The following is a 17,610-nucleotide window of genomic DNA, read 5'->3' on the forward strand; positions in this document are numbered from 1 at the left end:
GTCCATGTGACCAGCACAGCGAACGGACCCGGGTCCGGGGCCCGGGCGGCCCATCCGGACCATCTCGGCCACGTCATCTTCATCACCGCGGCCGCGGCGATGGGCGGCTTCCTCTTCGGCTACGACAGTTCCGTCATCAACGGGGCCGTCGAGGCGATCCGCGACCGGTACGACATCGGGTCCGGCACGCTCGCCCAGGTCATCGCCATCGCACTGATCGGCTGTGCGATCGGCGCCGCCACCGCCGGCCGGATCGCGGACCGTATCGGCCGCATCCGCTGCATGCAGATCTCCTCCGTGCTGTTCACGGTCAGCGCGGTGGGCTCCGCGTTGCCGTTCGCGCTGTGGGACCTGGCGATGTGGCGCATCATCGGCGGGTTCGCCATCGGCATGGCCTCGGTGATCGGCCCGGCCTATATCGCCGAGGTCTCCCCGCCCGCCTACCGCGGCCGGCTCGGCTCCTTCCAGCAGGCGGCCATCGTCATCGGCATCGCCATCTCCCAGCTGGTCAACTACGCCATCCTCCAGATCGCCGACGGCGACCAGCGCGGCAAGATCCTGGGCCTGGAGGCCTGGCAGTGGATGCTCGGCGTGATGGTCGTCCCGGCCCTCCTGTACGGACTGCTCTCCTTCGCCATCCCCGAGTCCCCGCGCTTCCTCATCTCGGTCGGCAGGAAGGCCCAAGCCCGCAAGATCCTCGAAGAGGTCGAGGGGAAGAACATCGACCTCGACGCCCGGGTGGCCGAGATCGAGACCGCCATGCACCGCGAGCACAAGTCCTCCTTCAAGGACCTGCTCGGCAACCGCTTCTTCTTCCTGCCCATCGTCTGGGTCGGCATCGGCCTGTCGATGTTCCAGCAACTCGTCGGCATCAACGTCGCGTTCTACTACTCGGCGACGCTGTGGCAGTCCGTCGGCATCGACCCGACCGACTCGTTCTTCTACTCGTTCACCACCTCGATCGTCAACATCATCGGCACGGTGATCGCGATGGTGCTGGTGGACCGGGTGGGCCGCAGGCCGCTCGCCCTCGTCGGCTCGGTCGGCATGGCGCTCGCGCTCGCGGTCGAGGCCTGGGCGTTCTCCGCGGATCTGGTCGACGGCAAGCTGCCGACCACGCAGGGGACGGTCGCCCTGGTCGCCGCCCACGTCTTCGTGCTCTTCTTCGCCCTGTCGTGGGGTGTCGTCGTCTGGGTCTTCCTGGGCGAGATGTTCCCGAACCGTCTGCGCGCCGCCGCCCTCGGCGTTGCCGTCTTCGCGCAGTGGATCGCCAACTGGGCGATCACCGCCAGCTTCCCGAGCCTGTCCGACTGGAACCTCTCGGGGACGTACATCATCTACGCCTGTTTCGCCGTGCTCTCGATCCCCTTCGTGCTGAAATTCGTGAAGGAGACCAAGGGCAAGACGCTGGAGGAGATGGGCTAGCCCCTTTTCCCGCCCGCGCTGCCCCGGTCTACCGAGCCGGGGCGGTCGGCTTTTCCAGCGCCTCGCAGAACAGCCGCAGGCTGCGCCACCCCTCTTCCACCGGCATCCCGCCGCACAGGGGGTGCAGGACCAGGCTCTCCGCCTCCAGGGCCTTCAGTCCGTCCGGCGTGACGATCCGGTACACCCCCTCCTCGCGCAGCTCCGCCACCGTCGCCGCCGACGAGCGCACCGCCGAGCGGATGTCCTTGGACTGCCAGGAGGCGTAGGTGCGCGCCTCGTGCAGGAAGTGCTCGCCGTACTCGGCCCACGTACGGTCCGGGTCCTCGGACACGTGCAGCAGCGGGGTCTCGGCAGCGGGCATCATGCAGAAGCCTTCCGTCCCGTGCTCGGCGCGCCGCTCGTGGTAGTACGCCTCCAGCTCCGGCAGATGCGCGCTCGGGAACAGCGGCAGCCCCAGCCGGGCCGCCCGCCGCGCCGCCGCCCGTGAGCTGCCGCCGACCAGCAGCAGCGGGTGCGGGCGCGTGTACGGGCGCGGGGTGACGCGCACCGTACGGCCCCGGTACGGGAACGGCTCCCCGGTCCACGCCGCCAGCAGCGTCTCCAGCAGTTCGTCCTGGAGCCTGCCGCGCCGCCCCCACTCGACCCCGGCCCGCTCGTACTCCTCGGGGCGGTAGCCGATCCCCGCGACGGTCACCAGCCGGCCCGCGCTCAGCAGGTCCAGCACCGCGATGTCCTCCGCGAGACGCAGCGGATCGTGCAGTGGCCCGATGATCGCCGAGACGGTCACCGCGATCCGGCGGGTGGCGCCGAAGACCGCCCCGGCGAACGTGAACGGGGAGGGAAGCCAGGAGTTCGCCACCCCGTGGTGCTCCTCGGTCTGCACCGTGTCGACGCCGTGCCCGTCCGCGTACGCCGCCATCTCCAGGGCGGCGCGATAGCGGGCCGAGAGCGATACGGGTGTGGCTGCGGGGTCGACGAGATTGAACCGGACCACTGTGAAGGCCATCGGGGGCGTCCCTTCGCCGAGGCAGATGGGCAGGCGGGGCGGGCGGGCAGGTGGGCAGATGCGTATCCGGGCATCTGGACGGGCGGCGGCACCGTAGCTGACGTGGCGTCAGAAGTGTAGGGGTCGGTGTTTGAATTGCCGCCAAAAGGTGCATATGGCCCCGATGGATCGCCGGGGGGCAGCCGGGGCCGCGCCCGTGGCACGGCCGTGGCCGATACTGGACGGGTTATGGAACTCGTCGAAATCGTCATCCTCGCTGTAGTCATCGCCCTGGTCGCTGTCGGCCTGGTCGGCGGGCTCGTGGTCGGCAGCCGTAAGAAGAAGCTGCCGCCCCCGCCGCCGAGCACGCCGACCATCACTCCTCCCGCCGAACCGCAGGTCGGCGAGGAGGCCGGGACGCCGCGCGACGAAGCGCGGCGCACCATCGACGAAGTCGGCCTCCCGGACGCCACCGCGCCCGCGGAGGAGGCCCCGGTCGCCGAGGCTCCCGCGCCGCCCGCGCTGGAGGTCCCCGAGCCCACCGCCGGCCGGCTCGTCCGCCTGCGGGCCCGGCTCGCCCGCTCGCAGAACTCGCTGGGCAAGGGGCTCCTCACCCTGCTCTCCCGCGACAACCTCGACGAGGACACCTGGGAGGAGATCGAGGACACCCTCCTCACCGCCGACGTCGGCGTCGCCCCCACCCAGGAACTGGTCGAGCGGCTCCGCGAGCGCGTCCGCGTGCTCGGCACCCGCACTCCGGAGGACCTGCGCAACCTGCTCCGCGAAGAGCTGATCGCCCTGCTCGGCCCGGACCTCGACCGAGAGGTCAGGACCGAGGGCGGCGCCGAGACCCCCGGCGTCGTCATGGTCGTCGGCGTCAACGGCACCGGCAAGACCACCACCACCGGCAAGCTGGCCCGGGTGCTCGTCGCCGACGGACGCAGCGTGGTGCTCGGCGCGGCCGACACCTTCCGCGCCGCCGCCGCCGACCAGCTCCAGACCTGGGGCGAACGGGTCGGCGCGCGCACGGTCCGCGGGCCCGAGGGCGGTGACCCGGCGTCGATCGCCTACGACGCGGTCAAGGAAGGCATCGCCGAGGGTGCGGACGTCGTCCTCATCGACACCGCGGGCCGGCTGCACACCAAGACCGGCCTCATGGACGAGCTGGGCAAGGTCAAGCGCGTCGTGGAGAAGCACGGCCCGCTGGACGAGATCCTGCTCGTCCTCGACGCCACCACCGGACAGAACGGCCTCGTCCAGGCCCGGGTGTTCGCGGAGGTCGTGGACATCACCGGCATCGTCCTCACCAAGCTCGACGGCACCGCCAAGGGCGGCATCGTCATCGCGGTCCAGCGCGAGCTGGGCGTACCGGTGAAGCTGATCGGTCTCGGCGAGGGGGCGGACGACCTCGCCCCGTTCGAGCCGGGCGCCTTCGTGGACGCCCTGATCGGCGACTGATCCATCCCTCGGCCGGCACGGCGGACGGGCGGCGGCTCCTGGGAGGAGCCTGCCGCCCGTCCGCCGTTTCCGCGCCCGCTTCGAAAACTACGAGCGGTGGCAGACGTACGCCAGGGTCCCCAACAGCAGCCGCGCCTGCGGCGGAGCGGCCACGGTGTCCAGCAGCGGGGGCCGAAGCCAGCGGACCGGGCCGAGGCCGCCGAGGTCGGAGGGCGGGGCGGTGATGTGGGTCCCCGGGCCGAGGCCGCGCAGGTCCAGCCCTGCGTCGTCCCAGCCCATCCGGTAGAGCAACTCGGGCAGTTCGGCGGCGGCCCCGGGGGCGACGAGGAACTGCGCCCGGCCGGTCGGCGTCACCGCGACCGGCCCCGACGGCAGCCCCATCCGCTCCATCCGCACCAGGGCCCGCCGCCCGGCCCCCTCCGCGACGTCCAGCACGTCGAAGGAGCGGCCCACGGCCAACAGCATCGCCGCTCCCGGCGTCCGGGCCCAGGCGTCCGACGCGCGGTCCAGGCCGCTGCCGGCCGGGACCTCCCGGGCGAAGTCCAGCGGGTGGGCTCCCGGTGCCGGGCAGGCCGGCTCGCCGCACGAGCAGGAGCCGGCCTCGGCCCGTGCTCCGGGCGTCACCGCCCAGCCCCACAGTCCGGTGTACTCGGCCACCGCCGTGCCCTCGGTGCCGCGGTGGCGTCGCCGCGCACCGGATCGCATCTCCCGGATGCCGCCGATCGTGAAGCCCATGCCCCCTCCAACGGGTCCGGCTCGTCGGTGGTTACGACCCGCGTTGCCCGGGTGACCCTCCGTCGCTGAAACTCGATCGAGTGGCGTGCGCGGTAGTGCGAAAGGGAGTGCGCCACGGTGTACGCGCTCCCGAATGCTTCCATCCGCTCGCCCTCGGCCCTGATTGGTCAAGTCAAGCGCGCCCAGCGGCAGTCGGGTTCATTCGAAGGGGTGGCGAATGGTGGCGTTTCCTCAACCCCCCTCGCGGGAGGGGTGATCGTAGGATTACCGTCGGTACGCGAACCCTGGGAGTATGTGCACCCACGGGTATGCCGCAGGCAACCCGATTTCCTGTTCGAGGGTGTTCCTATCTCTTACGGACAGCACCGATGCACGGCATTCTGACAATGGTTCGCGCGATAGAGGTTTCGGCGGGATGGGGGCGTTCCAGTGAGTGGCAGCGGCACAGGCGACACGGATGCCGGGAAGCGCTCCAACGGGCAGTTGGGGTCGTGGTTCGTGCGCAGTGGCTGGTCCAAGGGCGAGCTGGCACGCCAGGTGAACCGGCGGGCGCGGCAGATGGGCGCTCTCCACATCAGCACCGACACCTCCCGGGTGCGGCGCTGGCTCGACGGGGAACAGCCGCGCGAGCCGATCCCGCGCATCCTCTCCGAGCTGTTCTCGGAGCGCTTCGGCACCGTCGTCGCCATCGAACAGCTCGGGCTGCGCACCGCCCACCAGTCACCCTCGGTGGCCGGAGTCGACCTGCCCTGGGCCGGCCCCCAGACCGTCGCCCTGCTCAGCGAGTTCTCCCGCAGCGACCTGATGCTCGCCCGGCGCGGCTTCCTCGGCAGCTCGCTGGCGCTGGCCGCGGGCCCCGCCCTCATCGAGCCGATGCAGCGCTGGCTGGTGCCCGTCCCCGTCCAGAGCTCCGGCGAGCCGCAGTCCCCGGCCCCCGCCCACCGCCCCTCCCGGCTCTCCGGGCCCGAGCTGGACCTGCTGGAGTCGACCACCGCGATGTTCCGGCAGTGGGACGCCCAGTGCGGCGGCGGGCTGCGCCGCAAGGCCGTCGTAGGGCAGCTGCACGAGGTCACCGACCTGCTCCAGGAGCCGCAGCCAGGACCCACTGCCCAGCGCCTCTTCCGCTGCGCCGCCGAACTGGCCGAGCTGGCGGGCTGGATGAGCTACGACGTCGGCCTCCAGCCCACCGCCCAGAAGTACTTCGTGCTCGCCCTGCACGCCGCCAAGGAAGCCGGGGACAAGCCGCTCGGCAGCTACATCCTCTCCAGCATGAGCCGCCAGATGATCCACCTGGGCCGCCCCGACGACGCCCTGGAGCTGATCCACCTCGCGCAGTACGGCAGCCGAGACTGCGCCACCTCCCGTACCCAGGCGATGCTGCACGCGATGGAGGCCCGCGCCTACGCCAACATGGGCCAGCCCAGCAAGTGCAAGCGGGCCGTCCGGATGGCCGAGGACACCTTCCTGGACGCGGGTCTCGACGGCGAGCCGGAGCCCGACTGGATCCGCTTCTTCTCCGAGGCCGAGCTGAACGGGGAGAACGCCCACTCCTACCGTGACCTGGCCTATGTCGCCGGGCGCAGCCCCACATACGCCTCGCTCGCCCAGCCCGCCATGGACAAGGCCGTCGAGCTGTTCGGCGAGGACGACGAGCACCAGCGCTCCTACGCGCTCAACCTCATCGGCATGGCCACCGTCCATCTCCTCCAGCGCGAGCCGGAGGAGTCCACCGTGCTCGCCGCCCGCGCCCTGAAGATCGCAAAGAAGGTCCGCTCCGAGCGGGTGAACACCCGCCTGCGCAAGACCGTCGACACCGCTGCCAGGAACTTCGGCGACGTCGCCGACGTCGCCCGGCTCACCGAGCTGCTCCACGAACAGCTGCCGGAGACCGCCGAAGCTGTCTGACCGGCACCCCGGCCCCTGCCGCGGCGCCCCTTCCGTACAGCCCGACTCGGCTTCCCCACCGCCTGGTCATCCGGAGGGTCGCCGTGGCCGGTTTTCGTGTTCTTCGGCCCCGGGCGTTTCAACCGCACCGTATGCGGCGTGTGCCGCATGGTAGGCAGGGCACCGGATGCGCCACCCCGGATTCACCGGGCCGAAACACGCGATCTCTCTTCGTCACGCTCGCGAAACATCGTGCGGCATCCCCGGAAACGGCCCTCGGCCAATCTCGTGGCTCATAACCGGCCCGCACCTTCCCCAGTGGTCCCGCAGCATTCCCCCGCACGCCGCGGCCGCACCCGACGACGAGGAGACGCCGATGCCCCCAGGCATCACGACGCTTGCCGCAGACGCCCCCGAGCTGTCTGCCGCCAACACCGGGTTCATGCTCATCTGCTCGGCCCTGGTGATGCTCATGACCCCCGGCCTGGCCTTCTTCTACGGAGGCATGGTCCGCGTCAAGAGCACCCTCAACATGCTGATGATGAGCTTCATCAGCCTCGGGATCGTCACGATCCTGTGGGTGCTCTACGGATTCAGCCTCGCCTTCGGCACCGACGTCGGCTCGGTCATCGGCTGGAACTCCGACTACGTCGGCCTCAGCGGCATCGGCGTCACCGAACTCTGGGACGGCTACACCATCCCGGTCTACGTCTTCGCCGTCTTCCAGCTGATGTTCGCCGTTCTCACCCCGGCCCTGATCAGCGGTGCCCTGGCCGACCGGGTGAAGTTCACGGCCTGGGCGGTATTCATCGTCCTGTGGGTCAGCGTCGTCTACTTCCCCGTCGCCCACTGGGTGTGGGGCGCCGGGGGCTGGCTCTTCGAGATGGGCGTCATCGACTTCGCCGGCGGCACGGCCGTCCACATCAACGCCGGCGCTGCCGCCCTCGGCGTCATCCTGGTCATCGGCAAGCGCGTCGGCTTCAAGAAGGACCCGATGCGCCCGCACAGCCTGCCGCTCGTCATGCTCGGCGCGGCCCTCCTGTGGTTCGGCTGGTTCGGCTTCAACGCCGGATCCTGGCTCGGCAACGACGACGGCGTCGGCGCGGTCATGTTCCTGAACACCCAGGTCGCCACCGCCGCGGCCGTCCTCGGCTGGCTCGTCTACGAGAAGCTGCGCCACGGCTCCTTCACCACTCTGGGCGCCGCCTCCGGCGCGGTCGCCGGACTCGTCGCCATCACCCCGGCGGGCGGCTCCGTCAGCCCGCTCGGCGCGATCGCGGTCGGCACGATCGCCGGTGTCCTGTGCGCCATGGCGGTCGGCCTGAAGTACAGGTTCGGCTACGACGACTCCCTGGATGTCATCGGCGTCCACCTCGTCGGCGGCATCATCGGCTCCATCCTGGTCGGCTTCTTCGCCACCGGCGGTGTCCAGTCCGACGCCAAGGGACTCCTCTACGGCGGCGGCCTCGAACAGCTCGGCAAGCAGGCCGTCGGCGTCGTCGCCGTCCTCGCGTACTCTCTGGTCGTCTCCGCCCTCATCGCCCTCCTGCTCGATCGGACCATCGGGATGCGGGTCTCCGAGGACGACGAGATCTCCGGCATCGACCAGGTCGAGCACGCCGAGACGGCGTACGACTTCAGCGGCGCCGGCGGCGGCACCGTCTCCCGCACCGCCGCACCGGCACCGGCCCCGACGACAGCACCGAACGCAAAGAAGGTGGACGCATGAAGCTCATCACCGCGGTCGTGAAGCCCCACCGGCTGGACGAGATCAAGGAGGCCCTCCAGGCCTTCGGGGTCCAGGGGCTCACCGTCACCGAAGCCAGCGGTTACGGGCGGCAGCGCGGTCACACCGAGGTCTACCGGGGCGCCGAATACACCGTCGACCTGGTCCCCAAGATCCGCATCGAGGTCCTCGTCGAGGACGAGGACTCCGAACAGCTCATCGAGGTCGTCGTCAAGGCCGCCCGTACCGGCAAGATCGGAGACGGCAAGGTCTGGAGCGTCCCGGTCGAGACCGCCGTCCGCGTCCGGACCGGCGAGCGCGGCCCGGACGCCCTCTGACCGACAGCCCGCCAACGGAAGGCAGCTGGGTGACGCGTACCGAAGTGACCACCGAAACCGAAGGCCCGGGACTCAGCGGCTACGCGGCGGCCCGGCTGCGCCTCCTCCAGCAGGAGGCGCCGGCCGGGCCGCCGCGCCGTGCGGCCCTCGCCCGCCTCACCGACGACTGGCTCACCGGCCTGTTCACCGCCGCCGCGACACGCGCCGGGGTGCGCGGCGCCGCCCTCGTAGCAGTCGGCGGCTACGGCCGCGGCGAGCTCTCCCCACGCAGCGACCTCGACCTGCTCCTCCTGCACGACGGCAGCGCCGACGCGGCGGCACTCGCCGCCCTCGCCGACGGCATCTGGTACCCGGTCTGGGACCTGGGCCTGGCCCTCGACCACTCCGTACGCACCCCCGGCGAGGCCAGGAAGACCGCGGGCGAGGACCTCAAGGTCCAGCTCGGCCTGCTGGACGCCCGCCCCGTCACCGGCGACCTCGGCCTCATCGCCACCCTGCGCACCGCGATCCTCGCCGACTGGCGCAACCAGGCCCCCAAACGCCTCCCCGCACTCCACGAGCTCTGCCAGGAACGGGCCGAGCGGATGGGCGAGCTCCAGTTCCTCCTGGAACCCGACCTCAAGGAGGCCCGCGGCGGCCTCCGCGACGCCACAGCCCTGCGCGCCGTGGCCGCGTCCTGGGTCGCCGACGCCCCCCGCGAAGGCCTCACCGAGGCCCGCCGCACCCTCCTGGACACCCGCGACGCCCTGCACCTCACCACCGGGCGCGCCACCGACCGCCTCGCCCTCCAGGACCAGGACCAGGTCGCCCGAGCCCTCGGCCTCCTCGACGCCGACACCCTGCTCCGCAAGGTCTACGAGGCCGCCCGTACCGTCTCGTACGCCACCGACGTCACCTGGCGCGAGGTCAACCGCGTCCTGCGCGCCCGCTCCGTCCGCCCGAGACTCCGCGCCATGTTCGGCGGCGGGCTCGGCTCCAAGGCCGCCCCCGAACGCACCCCGCTCGCCGACGGCGTGGTGGACGCGGACGGCGAAGTGGTCCTCGCCCGCGCCGCCCGCCCCGAACGCGACCCGGTCCTCCCTCTGCGCGCCGCCGCTGCCGCCGCCGAGGCCGGACTCCCGCTCTCCCGCCACCTCGTCCGCCATCTGGCGGCCACCACCCAGCCGCTGCCGGTCCCCTGGCCCCCCGAGGCCCGCGAGGAACTCGTCACCCTGCTCGGCGCGGGCGAGGCCACAGTCGGCGTCTGGGAGGCGCTCGAGGCGGAAGGGATCATCACCCGACTGCTGCCCGACTGGGAACGCGTCCGCTGCCGTCCCCAGCGCAACGCCGTCCACACCTGGACCGTCGACCGGCACCTCGTGGAGACCGCCGTCCGCGCCGCCTCCCTCACCCGCCGTGTCCACCGCCCCGACCTCCTCCTGGTCGCCGCGCTCCTGCACGACATCGGCAAGGGCCGGCCCGGCGACCACTCCGTGGCCGGTGAGGTCATCGCCCGGGACGTGGCCACCCGGATCGGCTTCGACCAGCACGACGTGGGCGTCATCGCCACCCTCGTACGCCACCACCTGCTGCTCGTCGAGACCGCCACCCGACGCGACCTCGACGACCCCGCCACCGTGCGATCGGTGGCCGAAGCCGTCTCCAGCACCTCCACCCTGGAACTGCTGCACGCACTCACCGAGGCCGACGCGCTCGCCACCGGGCCCGCCGCCTGGAGCTCCTGGCGCGCCTCCCTCGTCACCGACCTGGCCGAACGCGTCGCGGCCGTTCTCGCCGGGGGGCTTCCCGGCGAGCCCGAGGAGACCGCGCCCAGCGCCGGGCACGAACGCCTCGCCATCGAGGCCCTGCGTACCGGCGAACCCGTCCTCGCCCTCCATACCCGAACCGAGGAGCCCGCCGGGGACGGCGAAGCGGAACCCGTAGGCGTCGAACTCCTCATCGCCGTGCCCGACCGCCCCGGCGTCCTGCCCGCCGCCGCCGGAGTCCTCGCCCTGCACCGCCTCACCGTGCGCGCCGCCGACCTGCGCGCGGTGGAGCTCCCCGACGAGCTGGGGGAGCGGGCGGACCTGCTGCTGCTCAGCTGGCGCGTCGCCGCCGAGTACGGGTCCCTGCCCCAGGCCGCCCGCCTCCGTGCCGACCTCGTACGCGCCCTCGACGGTTCCCTGGACATCCAGGCCCGCCTCGCGGAGCGGGAGGCCGCCTACCCGCGCCGGCGCGGCGTGAAGGCCCCGCCGCCCCGGGTGACCGTGGCCGCCGCCGGCTCCCGCCGCGCCACCGTCATCGAAGTCCGCGCCCAGGACGCCCCGGGCCTGCTGCACCGGATCGGCCGGGCCCTGGAACAGAGCGCCGTACGGGTGCGCAGCGCCCATGCCTCCACCCTCGGCGCCAACGCCGTGGACGCCTTCTACGTCACCGGCACCGACGGCGAACCGCTGTCCCCGGCCCGCGCCGCCGAGGTCGCCCGGGAAGTCGAGAAGGCCCTGGGCTGACCCGCGGAACACCCACTTCAAGCCCTCCCCGGGCTCCGGATCCGGGCGAGGGCTTGGCGTTACCCGGGGGACGGATACCCTGGAGGGCGACCGACCTGCCCCGCCCCCGACCCTGAGGACCGACGAGCGCCGTGTTCGATACTCTCTCCGACCGCCTTAGCGCGACTTTCAAGAACCTCAGGGGCAAGGGCCGCTTGTCCGAGGCGGACATCGACGCCACGGCACGCGAGATCCGTATCGCCCTGCTGGAAGCCGATGTCGCCCTGCCCGTGGTCCGGGCCTTCATCGCCAAGGTGAAGGAGCGGGCGCGCGGCGTCGAGGTCTCCCAGGCGCTGAACCCCGCCCAGCAGGTCGTCAAGATCGTCAACGAGGAGCTCGTCGCCATCCTCGGCGGCGAGACCCGGCGACTGCGGTTCGCCAAGACCGCGCCCACCGTGATCATGCTCGCCGGTCTCCAGGGCGCCGGTAAGACGACGCTGGCCGGAAAGCTCGGCCTCTGGCTCAAGGGTCAGGGCCACTCCCCGCTGCTCGTCGCCTGCGACCTCCAGCGCCCCAACGCCGTCAACCAGCTCAGTGTCGTCGCCGAGCGCGCCGGCGTCGCCGTGTACGCCCCCGAGCCGGGCAACGGCGTCGGCGACCCGGTCCAGGTCGCCAAGGACTCCATCGAGTTCGCCAAGGCCAAGGTCCACGACATCGTCATCGTCGACACCGCCGGACGCCTCGGCATCGACCAGGAGCTGATGCGGCAGGCCGCGGACATCCGCGACGCCGTCAGCCCCGACGAGATCCTCTTCGTCGTCGACGCGATGATCGGTCAGGACGCGGTCAACACCGCCGAGGCCTTCCGCGACGGCGTCGGCTTCGACGGCGTGGTGCTCTCCAAGCTCGACGGCGACGCCCGCGGTGGTGCGGCCCTGTCGATCGCCCATGTCACGGGCAAGCAGGTCATGTTCGCGTCGAACGGCGAGAAGCTGGAGGACTTCGACGCGTTCCACCCGGACCGGATGGCCTCCCGCATCCTCGACATGGGTGACCTGCTCACCCTGATCGAGCAGGCGGAGAAGACGTTCAGCCAGGAAGAGGCCGCCAAAATGGCCTCCAAGCTGTCCTCCAGCAAGGGCGGCAAGGACTTCACGCTCGATGACTTCCTGGCCCAGATGGAGCAGGTCCGCAAGATGGGCTCCATCTCCAAGCTGCTCGGGATGCTGCCCGGCATGGGGCAGATCAAGGACCAGATCAGCAACATCGACGAGCGCGACATCGACCGCACCGCCGCGATCATCAAGTCGATGACCCCCAAGGAGCGCGCCGAGCCGACGCTCATCAACGGCTCGCGCCGGGCCCGTATCGCCAAGGGTTCGGGCGTCGAGGTCTCCGCGGTCAAGAGCCTCGTGGAGCGCTTCTTCGAGGCCCGCAAGATGATGTCGAAGATGGCCCAGGGCGGCGGCATGCCCGGGATGCCGGGCATGCCCGGCATGGGCGGCGGCCCCGGCCGTCAGAAGAAGCAGGTCAAGCAGGCCAAGGGCAAGCGTAAGAGCGGCAACCCCATGAAGCGCAAGGCCGAGGAGGCCGCCGCCGCCGAGCGCCGCGAGCAGGCCGCCCAGGGCGGCGCGTTCGGCCTGCCCGCCCAGGAGGACAAGAACTTCGAGCTGCCGGACGAGTTCAAGAAGTTCATGTAGCGGGACCCGATCCGTACGCGTGAGGGGCGCCCCTGAGAGAGGGCGCCCCTTACGCATGTCCTGCGAGCGGGCCCCGGGTCCTCAGGTCACGCAGACCAGATAGCGGAAGACGTTCGGCATCCACACCGTGCCGTCCTGCCGTCGGTACGGACGCAGGGCCACCGTGACCTCCTGCTCCACCCGGGAGCGGTCCGTGGCCCGCACAGCGGCGTCGAAGAGGCCGGTGGACAGCAGCCCGCGCACCGCGCTGCCCACGTCCGCGTAGCCGAACGGGCAGGACACCCGACCCGAACCGTCCGGCTTCAACCCGGCCCGCGCCGCCACGTCCTCCAGATCGTCCCGGAGCGTGGGCCGCCACCTGCCGGGGTCCGTACGCGGAGTCCGCGCGGACTCCGCCGGCCGCGCGGCCGCCCTCAGCACCGCGGCCGTGGCGCAGCGCTCCGGCGGTCCCCATCCGGTCAGCACCACCGAGGCGCCCCGGACCGCCAGCGGCACGGCCGACCGCAGCGCGGGCACCAGCCCCTCGGAGTCCCCGGCCGCACAGCCGATCGGTTCGAAGACCGTGATCAGGTCGAACGGGGCGCCGTCCGTGCCGGCGGGCGCGGGCCGCCCGTCCTCCAGCAGCCGGGCCCGACGGCGGGCCGGGTGCGGGGAGTGCGCGGGCGCTTCGTCCCAGTCCGCGTCGGGCAGCAGCCGTGCCCGGGCCAGCGCCAGGCGCTCCCGGTCGGAGTCCATACCCGTGACGTGCGCCCCCCGGGCCGCCGCGACGAGCATCGCCAGGCCCGAGCCACAGCCGAGGGACAGCATGCGGGTGGCGGTCCCGACCTCCATCCGGTCGTACACCGCCTCGTACAGCGGCGCGAGCATGCGTTCCTGGATCTCGGCCCAGTCGCGTGCGCGGGTACCGGCGTCCGCCGGTGCGGAGGTGTCCGCGGCCGGCTGGTTCCGGACGAGCGTTGGTGTCATGGAAAGTGCCCCAATCCGCCAAGAGGTCGGTCGTGCCCGAGTGGACGTCCCCGTGTGCGCGTGTTGCGCACCCCGTAGCCGGAGAACTGCGCGTCCGCCATTCCGTCCAGGGGTGGTGGAGCAGTGCTTGCGTGCCCCGTTCGCGCACCCCGTTCCGCGTCTGCTCTCCGACCAGTCTCACCCGACACCCCGCTCCGGGCACGTCGAACGGAGGGGCGGGTAGTCTCTCGGGCGGATTCGGCAGGAGCGCGGGCCGCCCGCGCTTCTCACTCCGGAGCCCCGGACGTACCGCACGCTGTGCACCACCTTGGTGTGAGCTGTGCGTCTTCTCCGCAGTTCTGCGCACCCGCCCGCGTCCGGACGCATCAAGGGCAACTGACTGGTACGTGCAAATTATTTGGGATGCCCCGGAATAGGAACACCGGGGCCCTCGGGCTCGTTGTCACGACGTGAGCACGACACCACCTGTACTTGCCGCAGAGCTGGCACAGGCGTGGGCCGACATTCAGCGGTACCACCCCGAGCTGCCCGATCTTGCCGCGCCCGAGTCCCTGATCGGAGAGTCCTCGTCCGCCTGTGGCGCCGAGCTCTCCTTCGAGCGACTGCTCCATGAGGCAGTCCACGGCATCGCCGCCGCGAGAGGAGTCCGAGACACCTCCCGCGCCGGCCGCTACCACAACCGACGCTTCCTCGCGATCGCCGAGGAACTGGGCCTCGATCATGCCGAGGAACCCCACCCCAGCAGCGGATTCTCGCTGGTCACGCTGGTTCCGGAAGCCAAGCGCCGGTACCGTCCGACCAGCGAACGGCTACAGCGCGCCCTCAAGGCGCACTCCGTCGCCACCGCCGCCGACACCAAGCGCTCCTTCCGTGGACCTGCCGCCCGGCACGGTTCCTCCGGGGGCGGTGTGCGGGTCAAGGCCGTCTGCGACTGCGGACGCAACGTCCGCGTCGTCCCGTCGGTCCTGGCGCAGGCGCCGATCGTCTGCGGCGGCTGCGGCAAGCCGTTCCAGATTCCGGAAGCGGCGGTCGCGGTGGGGTGAGCCGATGTGGTGTGGCACAATGGCTAGCTGTACTCGACAGTCGCATAGGACCCCTCTCTCCTCCGGCTGACGCGTCCATCGGGCACTCCGAGTACCGCAACCCCACGTGGCATCTAGTTGTGCCCAACCACGTCATAGACCAGGAGACACCACTTCCGTGGCAGTCAAGATCAAGCTGAAGCGTCTGGGCAAGATCCGTTCGCCTCACTACCGCATCGTCGTCGCCGACTCCCGTACCCGCCGTGATGGCCGGGCCATCGAGGAGATCGGCCTGTACCACCCGGTGCAGAACCCCTCGCGCATCGAGGTCAACGCAGAGCGCGCGCAGTACTGGCTGTCCGTCGGCGCCCAGCCGACCGAGCCGGTCCTCGCGATCCTGAAGCTCACCGGTGACTGGCAGGCCCACAAGGGCCTTCCGGCCCCCGCGCCGCTGCTGCAGCCGGAGCCCAAGGCTGACAAGCGCGCGCTGTTCGAGGCGCTGTCCTCGGACGGTGACGAGGCCAAGGGTGAGGCCATCACCCCCAAGGCCAAGAAGGCCGACAAGAAGGCGGACGAGGCGGCTGACGCCTCCGCGTCCACCGAGTCGACCGAGGCCTGAGCATGCTCGAGGAGGCTCTCGAGCACCTCGTGAAGGGCATCGTCGACAACCCCGACGACGTGCAGGTTGCCGAACGCACCCTGCGTCGCGGGCGCGTGCTGGAGGTCCGGGTCCACCCCGACGACCTCGGCAAGGTGATCGGCCGTAACGGCCGCACCGCTCGCGCTCTGCGCACGGTCGTGGGTGCCATCGGCGGCCGTGGGATCCGCGTCGACCTCGTCGATGTGGACCAGGTTCGCTGATAGGCGAGTTGAACACCGGCCAGGGCCGGGGAGGGCCTTAGGGCCGTCCCCGGCCTTTGTCGTCGGCCACCCGGACGTTTCCGACAGGTCGACGTCCCCACCCACCAATCGGAGAACAGCGTGCAGTTGGTAGTCGCGCGGATCGGCCGCGCCCACGGCATCAAGGGCGAGGTCACCGTCGAGGTACGAACGGACGAGCCGGAGCTGCGGCTCGGACCCGGCGCCGTCCTGGCCACCGAACCGGCGGCGACAGGGCCGCTGAGAATCGAGACCGGCCGGGTCCACAGCGGCAGGCTCCTGCTGCGCTTCGAGGGCGTGCGCGACCGCTCCGGCGCCGAGGCCCTGCGCAACACCCTGCTCATCGCCGAGGTGGACCCGGAGGAGTTGCCCGAGAACGAGGGCGAGTTCTACGACCACCAGCTGATCGACCTCGACGTGGTGCTCGCCGACGGCACCGGGATCGGCCGGATCACCGAGATCTCCCACCTGCCCTCGCAGGACCTGTTCATCGTGGAGCGCCCCGACGGCAGCGAGGTGATGATCCCCTTCGTGGAGGAGATCGTCACGGAGATCGACCTGGAGGAGCAGCGCGCGGTCATCACCCCGCCGCCCGGCCTGATCGACGAGAGCGAGGCCGTGGTCGCCTCCTCGCGCGACGAGGAAGAGACCGCTGGAGACCCGGACGAGGCGCCGAAGGGCGACGCCTGATGCGGCTCGACGTCGTCACGATCTTCCCGGAGTACCTGGAACCGCTGAGCGTCTCCCTCGTCGGCAAGGCCCGCGCCCGCGGCGTGCTGGACGTCCACGTCCACGACCTGCGGGAGTGGACGTACGACCGGCACAACACGGTCGACGACACCCCTTACGGCGGTGGCCCCGGCATGGTCATGAAGACCGGGCCCTGGGGAGAGGCGCTGGACGAGGCCCTGGCCGACGGCTACGAGGCCGGGGCGCACTCCCCGGTGCTCGTCGTGCCCACGCCCAGCGGCCTGCCGTTCACCCAGGAACTGGCCGTCGAACTCTCCGCCGAGCCCTGGCTCGTCTTCACCCCGGCGCGGTACGAGGGCATCGACCGCCGGGTGATCGACGAGTACGCCACCCGGCTCCGGGTCGTCGAGGTCTCCATCGGGGACTATGTGCTGGCGGGCGGGGAAGCGGCCGTCCTGGTGATCACGGAGGCCGTGGCCCGGCTGCTGCCCGGTGTCCTCGGCAACGCCGAGTCCCACCAGGACGACTCCTTCGCCCCGGGTGCGATGGCCAACCTCCTGGAGGGCCCCGTCTACACCAAGCCTCCCGAGTGGCGCGGCCGCTCCATCCCGGACGTCCTGCTCAGCGGCCACCACGGCAGGATCGCCCGGTGGCGGCGGGACAGGGCCTTCGCCCGCACGGCACTCAACCGGCCCGACCTGATCGAGCGGTGCGAGGCGAGCGGCTTCGACAAGAAGGACCGCGAGATCCTCTCCATCCTCGGCTTCGCGCCGGAGCCCGGCGGCCGATTTTGGCGCAGGCCCACCGCCGTGGAAGAATAGGCCGCTGCTGTACGTCCGGTGTGCGCCCCTGCCACAGGGGGAAAGACGCCCGCCCGACGCGATCAGCACCCCGAACTCTTCAACAACATTCCGTCGATGACCTGTGGCGTCGGCGAAGAAAGCAGAAACCATGACTTCCCTGCTCGATGGCGTGAACGCCGCCACCCTCCGTTCGGACCTTCCGGCGTTCCGCGCCGGTGACACCGTCAACGTCCACGTGCGCGTGATCGAGGGCAACCGCTCCCGTATCCAGCAGTTCAAGGGCATCGTCATCCGCCGCCAGGGCTCGGGCGTCAGCGAGACCTTCACGGTCCGCAAGGTCTCCTTCAGCGTCGGCGTCGAGCGCACCTTCCCGGTGCACAGCCCGATCTTCGAGAAGATCGAGCTCGTCACCCGCGGTGACGTCCGTCGCGCCAAGCTGTACTTCCTCCGTGAGCTGCGCGGCAAGGCCGCGAAGATCAAGGAGAAGCGCGACAACTGAGCTGCCGCACGCGTTCACAGCGTGGCCGGATA

The 17,610-nt window shown here is 71.2% G+C and carries 16 protein-coding genes; 13 read left to right on the forward strand and 3 right to left on the reverse strand.

Translation table 11 applies throughout. From position 1 onward, the window contains the following. Positions 1-6 precede the first annotated feature (6 nt). Entirely contained in the window at positions 7-1,425 is a 1,419-nt protein-coding gene (locus ACZ60Q_RS15105; protein WP_469633523.1) for a sugar porter family MFS transporter, read from the forward strand. 28 nt (positions 1,426-1,453) lie between these two features. Here the strand turns inward: ACZ60Q_RS15105 and ACZ60Q_RS15110 are convergent, their stop codons facing one another. Next, entirely contained in the window at positions 1,454-2,431 is a 978-nt protein-coding gene (locus ACZ60Q_RS15110; RefSeq protein ID WP_469633526.1) for an LLM class flavin-dependent oxidoreductase, read from the reverse strand. Between the two features lie 228 nt (positions 2,432-2,659). Here ACZ60Q_RS15110 and ftsY point away from each other — a divergent pair, with 228 nt between their 5' ends. Next, a complete protein-coding gene (ftsY, locus tag ACZ60Q_RS15115; RefSeq protein WP_469633529.1) occupies positions 2,660-3,868 on the forward strand; it encodes a signal recognition particle-docking protein FtsY in 1,209 nt (402 codons plus the stop codon). Positions 3,869-3,955: 87 nt separating this feature from the next. Here the strand turns inward: ftsY and ACZ60Q_RS15120 are convergent, their stop codons facing one another. Beyond that, positions 3,956-4,603: a bifunctional DNA primase/polymerase gene (locus tag ACZ60Q_RS15120; protein ID WP_469633532.1), complete on the reverse strand. Its 648-nt coding sequence runs from the start codon at positions 4,601-4,603 to the stop codon at positions 3,956-3,958. A gap of 429 nt (positions 4,604-5,032) precedes the next feature. Here ACZ60Q_RS15120 and nsdA point away from each other — a divergent pair, with 429 nt between their 5' ends. From nsdA to ffh, 5 genes are all read left to right on the forward strand, one after another. Beyond that, complete coding sequence (gene nsdA / locus ACZ60Q_RS15125; protein ID WP_469633535.1) at positions 5,033-6,508, forward strand: transcriptional repressor NsdA; 1,476 nt, start codon at positions 5,033-5,035, stop codon at positions 6,506-6,508. Positions 6,509-6,863: 355 nt separating this feature from the next. Next, the gene (locus tag ACZ60Q_RS15130; protein ID WP_469633538.1) at positions 6,864-8,216 is read left to right on the forward strand and encodes an ammonium transporter; all 1,353 of its coding nucleotides are present in this window, start codon (positions 6,864-6,866) and stop codon (positions 8,214-8,216) included. Beyond that, entirely contained in the window at positions 8,213-8,551 is a 339-nt protein-coding gene (locus ACZ60Q_RS15135) for a P-II family nitrogen regulator (protein ID WP_007452846.1), read from the forward strand. The genes ACZ60Q_RS15130 and ACZ60Q_RS15135 overlap by 4 nt, the downstream gene beginning before the upstream one ends. Positions 8,552-8,580: 29 nt before the next feature. After that, positions 8,581-11,040, forward strand: a complete 2,460-nt coding sequence (locus ACZ60Q_RS15140; protein ID WP_469633542.1) for a [protein-PII] uridylyltransferase — start codon at positions 8,581-8,583, stop codon at positions 11,038-11,040. Between the two features lie 131 nt (positions 11,041-11,171). Beyond that, on the forward strand, positions 11,172-12,719 hold the full coding sequence (gene ffh, locus ACZ60Q_RS15145) for a signal recognition particle protein (RefSeq protein WP_469633545.1): 1,548 nt from the start codon (positions 11,172-11,174) through the stop codon (positions 12,717-12,719). An 81-nt stretch (positions 12,720-12,800) separates the two neighbouring features. Here the strand turns inward: ffh and ACZ60Q_RS15150 are convergent, their stop codons facing one another. After that, complete coding sequence (locus ACZ60Q_RS15150; protein ID WP_469633548.1) at positions 12,801-13,685, reverse strand: methyltransferase domain-containing protein; 885 nt, start codon at positions 13,683-13,685, stop codon at positions 12,801-12,803. Positions 13,686-14,134: 449 nt separating this feature from the next. Here ACZ60Q_RS15150 and ACZ60Q_RS15155 point away from each other — a divergent pair, with 449 nt between their 5' ends. The 6 genes from ACZ60Q_RS15155 (at position 14,135) to rplS (ending at position 17,578) form a co-directional block, all read left to right on the forward strand. Further along, complete coding sequence (locus ACZ60Q_RS15155; RefSeq protein ID WP_469633550.1) at positions 14,135-14,728, forward strand: hypothetical protein; 594 nt, start codon at positions 14,135-14,137, stop codon at positions 14,726-14,728. Between the two features lie 157 nt (positions 14,729-14,885). Further along, the gene (gene rpsP / locus ACZ60Q_RS15160; RefSeq protein ID WP_469633553.1) at positions 14,886-15,326 is read left to right on the forward strand and encodes a 30S ribosomal protein S16; all 441 of its coding nucleotides are present in this window, start codon (positions 14,886-14,888) and stop codon (positions 15,324-15,326) included. A 2-nt stretch (positions 15,327-15,328) separates the two neighbouring features. Next, the gene (locus tag ACZ60Q_RS15165; RefSeq protein WP_003965959.1) at positions 15,329-15,568 is read left to right on the forward strand and encodes an RNA-binding protein; all 240 of its coding nucleotides are present in this window, start codon (positions 15,329-15,331) and stop codon (positions 15,566-15,568) included. Positions 15,569-15,688: 120 nt separating this feature from the next. Then, positions 15,689-16,276 carry a ribosome maturation factor RimM gene (gene rimM, locus ACZ60Q_RS15170; protein ID WP_469633556.1) on the forward strand — a complete coding sequence of 196 codons (588 nt, stop codon included), beginning with the start codon at positions 15,689-15,691 and terminating at the stop codon, positions 16,274-16,276. Continuing rightward, entirely contained in the window at positions 16,276-17,097 is an 822-nt protein-coding gene (trmD, locus tag ACZ60Q_RS15175) for a tRNA (guanosine(37)-N1)-methyltransferase TrmD (protein ID WP_469633559.1), read from the forward strand. The genes rimM and trmD overlap by 1 nt, the downstream gene beginning before the upstream one ends. A gap of 130 nt (positions 17,098-17,227) precedes the next feature. After that, complete coding sequence (rplS, locus tag ACZ60Q_RS15180) at positions 17,228-17,578, forward strand: 50S ribosomal protein L19 (protein WP_469633562.1); 351 nt, start codon at positions 17,228-17,230, stop codon at positions 17,576-17,578. The last annotated feature ends 32 nt before the right edge of the window (positions 17,579-17,610 follow it).

This window comes from Streptomyces sp. NPDC104313, assembly GCF_055583985.1.

What these genes read in the sequence shown, in the direction of transcription:
- ftsY (WP_469633529.1), top strand. Translation starts at nt 2,660, where the DNA reads ATGGAACTCGTCGAAATCGTCATCCTCGCTGTAGTCATCGCCCTGGTC.
- ACZ60Q_RS15110 (WP_469633526.1), bottom strand. Translation starts at nt 2,431, where the DNA reads ATGGCCTTCACAGTGGTCCGGTTCAATCTCGTCGACCCCGCAGCCACA.
- ACZ60Q_RS15120 (WP_469633532.1), bottom strand. Translation starts at nt 4,603, where the DNA reads ATGGGCTTCACGATCGGCGGCATCCGGGAGATGCGATCCGGTGCGCGG.
- ACZ60Q_RS15135 (WP_007452846.1), top strand. Translation starts at nt 8,213, where the DNA reads ATGAAGCTCATCACCGCGGTCGTGAAGCCCCACCGGCTGGACGAGATC.
- ACZ60Q_RS15165 (WP_003965959.1), top strand. Translation starts at nt 15,329, where the DNA reads ATGCTCGAGGAGGCTCTCGAGCACCTCGTGAAGGGCATCGTCGACAAC.
- trmD (WP_469633559.1), top strand. Translation starts at nt 16,276, where the DNA reads ATGCGGCTCGACGTCGTCACGATCTTCCCGGAGTACCTGGAACCGCTG.
- ACZ60Q_RS15130 (WP_469633538.1), top strand. Translation starts at nt 6,864, where the DNA reads ATGCCCCCAGGCATCACGACGCTTGCCGCAGACGCCCCCGAGCTGTCT.
- rplS (WP_469633562.1), top strand. Translation starts at nt 17,228, where the DNA reads ATGACTTCCCTGCTCGATGGCGTGAACGCCGCCACCCTCCGTTCGGAC.
- ACZ60Q_RS15150 (WP_469633548.1), bottom strand. Translation starts at nt 13,685, where the DNA reads ATGACACCAACGCTCGTCCGGAACCAGCCGGCCGCGGACACCTCCGCA.